This is a genomic window from Fulvimarina endophytica, from assembly GCF_003403015.1.
GTDB classification, from domain to species: domain Bacteria; phylum Pseudomonadota; class Alphaproteobacteria; order Rhizobiales; family Rhizobiaceae; genus Fulvimarina; species Fulvimarina endophytica.
Genome location: NZ_QURL01000024.1, coordinates 1 through 2,109, shown reverse-complemented (window position 1 = coordinate 2,109; position 2,109 = coordinate 1). Strand labels below are relative to the sequence as shown.

At 64.8% G+C, this 2,109-nt stretch carries 2 protein-coding genes; both read left to right on the top strand.

Annotated features, from left to right (window positions below; genetic code table 11):
- Window positions 1-41: 41 nt before the first annotated feature.
- Window positions 42-1,679, top strand: coding sequence for a sensor domain-containing protein (locus tag DYI37_RS19695; RefSeq protein ID WP_116684976.1), 1,638 nt, complete (start codon window positions 42-44; stop codon window positions 1,677-1,679).
- The coding region (locus DYI37_RS19690) for a BLUF domain-containing protein (RefSeq protein WP_147307968.1) at window positions 1,676-2,109 on the top strand (434 nt) is incomplete at its 3' end. The genes DYI37_RS19695 and DYI37_RS19690, both read left to right, overlap by 4 nt.

The following is a 2,109-nucleotide window of genomic DNA, read 5'->3' as shown; positions in this document are numbered from 1 at the left end:
TGCAACAGTATGGCTTCGTTACTAACGCTGATGGAGCCGTGATGACCACGACGAGCGCGCCGGAGCCCAGACTCGTTCGAGAGGCGTTCAAAGTGCCGAGCTTCGAACGCATTCTGGAACATCTTTCCCATCCGGTGCTCGCGATCGGCGTCGAGGGCGACATCGTCTATGCGAACGCGGCGGCCGAAACATCCTTCGGCGGATGGATTCTCGGCCTCAACATCCGCGACCTCCTGCCGGGCTTCGCCCTGCCGGGGGTGGCCGTGCGCGACGCCTCGTCCATCCTCGTCACGACCCGGAAGGACGTCGCCTACGACGCCTTGCTCACGCCGCTCGGCGACGGTCAGTTCGTCGTCGACCTTCGGTCCGCCGGCCCATCCGGCGAACCGGCCGCGAGTGCCGATCTCGACGATCTCACGGGGCTGGTGAAGCGAAAGCTGTTCATGTCGCATCTGGCGGCAGCCCTCGCCCAGGGGCCGAATTTCGGCGTGGCCGTCCACTGCCTCGACCTCGACCGGTTCAAGATGGTCAACGATACGCTCGGGCACGGCATCGGCGATCTCCTTTTGAAGAAGGTCGCCGACAGACTGACGGGCGCCTGCCGCAAGGGGGATATCGTCGCACGCCTCGGCGGCGACGAGTTCGTCGTCCTCCAGCATGGCGTCGAGGACCCCTCCGACGCCGAGAAGCTCGCGGCGCGCATCGTCGACCTCGTGGGTCGGACCTATGTTCTCAGCGGCCATACCATCAATATCGGCGCAAGCGTCGGCGTCGCCCTCAAGGGCGATATCGGGCAGGCGCGCGACGTGCTGCGCAACGCCGATCTCGCCCTCTACGAGGCCAAGCGTGCCGGACGGGGCCGATACCGCCTGTTCGAAAGCGGCATGGAAGTCCTCCTGCACGAGCGCCGGGAGATGGAGATCGACCTGCGCCGCGCCCTCGCCTTGAAGCAGTTCGCCCTGAACTACCAGCCGTTCCACGATCTTTCGAGCGACACCTGCATGGGGTTCGAGGCGCTTCTTCGCTGGAATCATCCGGTCAAGGGCAATATCCCGCCGCTCGACTTCATCTCGCTGGCCGAGGAGAACGGCCTCATCGTCAAGATCGGCGAGTGGGTGCTGCGGACCGCCTGCATGGAGGCCGCCACTTGGCCGGGCGAGCTGATCGTCGCGGTCAACGTCTCCCCGCTTCAGTTCAAGGCCGATACGCTGCTCCAGACGGTGTCGAGCGCGCTGGAGAAGTCCGGATTGCCGGCGGAGCGGCTGGAGATCGAGATCACGGAGGGCGCGCTTCTCGACGATACGGACAACGTCCTGAAAACCCTGAAGGACCTTCGCGAACTGGGCGTGAAGATCTCGATGGACGACTTCGGCACCGGCTATTCCTCGCTCAGCTATCTCCAGAAATTTCCCTTCAGCAAGATCAAGATCGACCGCTCCTTCGTCGCGAACGCCAATGCCGACAGCGAGGCGATCCTGCGCGCCGTCGCGGGTCTCGGCTCCAGCCTCGGCATGGCGATCACGGCCGAGGGCGTCGAGACGGTCGAACAGCTCGCGCGCATCCGGGGCGAGCGGTGCACCCATGTCCAGGGCTTCCTGACCGGCCGCCCGATGGCCGCCGACCACGTGGCGGCCTTCCTTGCGAACCCTCATACTGACTGGAAAGGTTCTCCGCGATGACGGAACCCCTCTATCGGCTCGTCTACTACAGCCGCAACCACATCTCCGGCGATCACGGGACGTTCGAGGCTCATGTCGAGGACATTCTCGGCAAGAGTCGCGTCAACAACGGCCGCGACGGGATCACGGGCGCCCTGCTCTTCAACGCCGGCTGCTTCGCGCAGGTGCTGGAAGGCCCTCTGGCGAATGTCGAGGCGGCGTTCGAGCGGATCCAGCAGGACGATCGTCATGGGGATGTCTCCCTTCTCGCGCTCGATCCGATCGAAACACGCAGCTTTCCGAACTGGGCGATGGGGTTCGTGGGAACGTCCGATCGTGATGCGGAGCGTTTCGCGGCCGTCGGCACGTCCAGCGGATTCGATCCCGCGCGCCTCAGCGGCGACCAGATCCATACCCTTCTGCGCGATCTGACGATCGAGGAGGAAGCTGC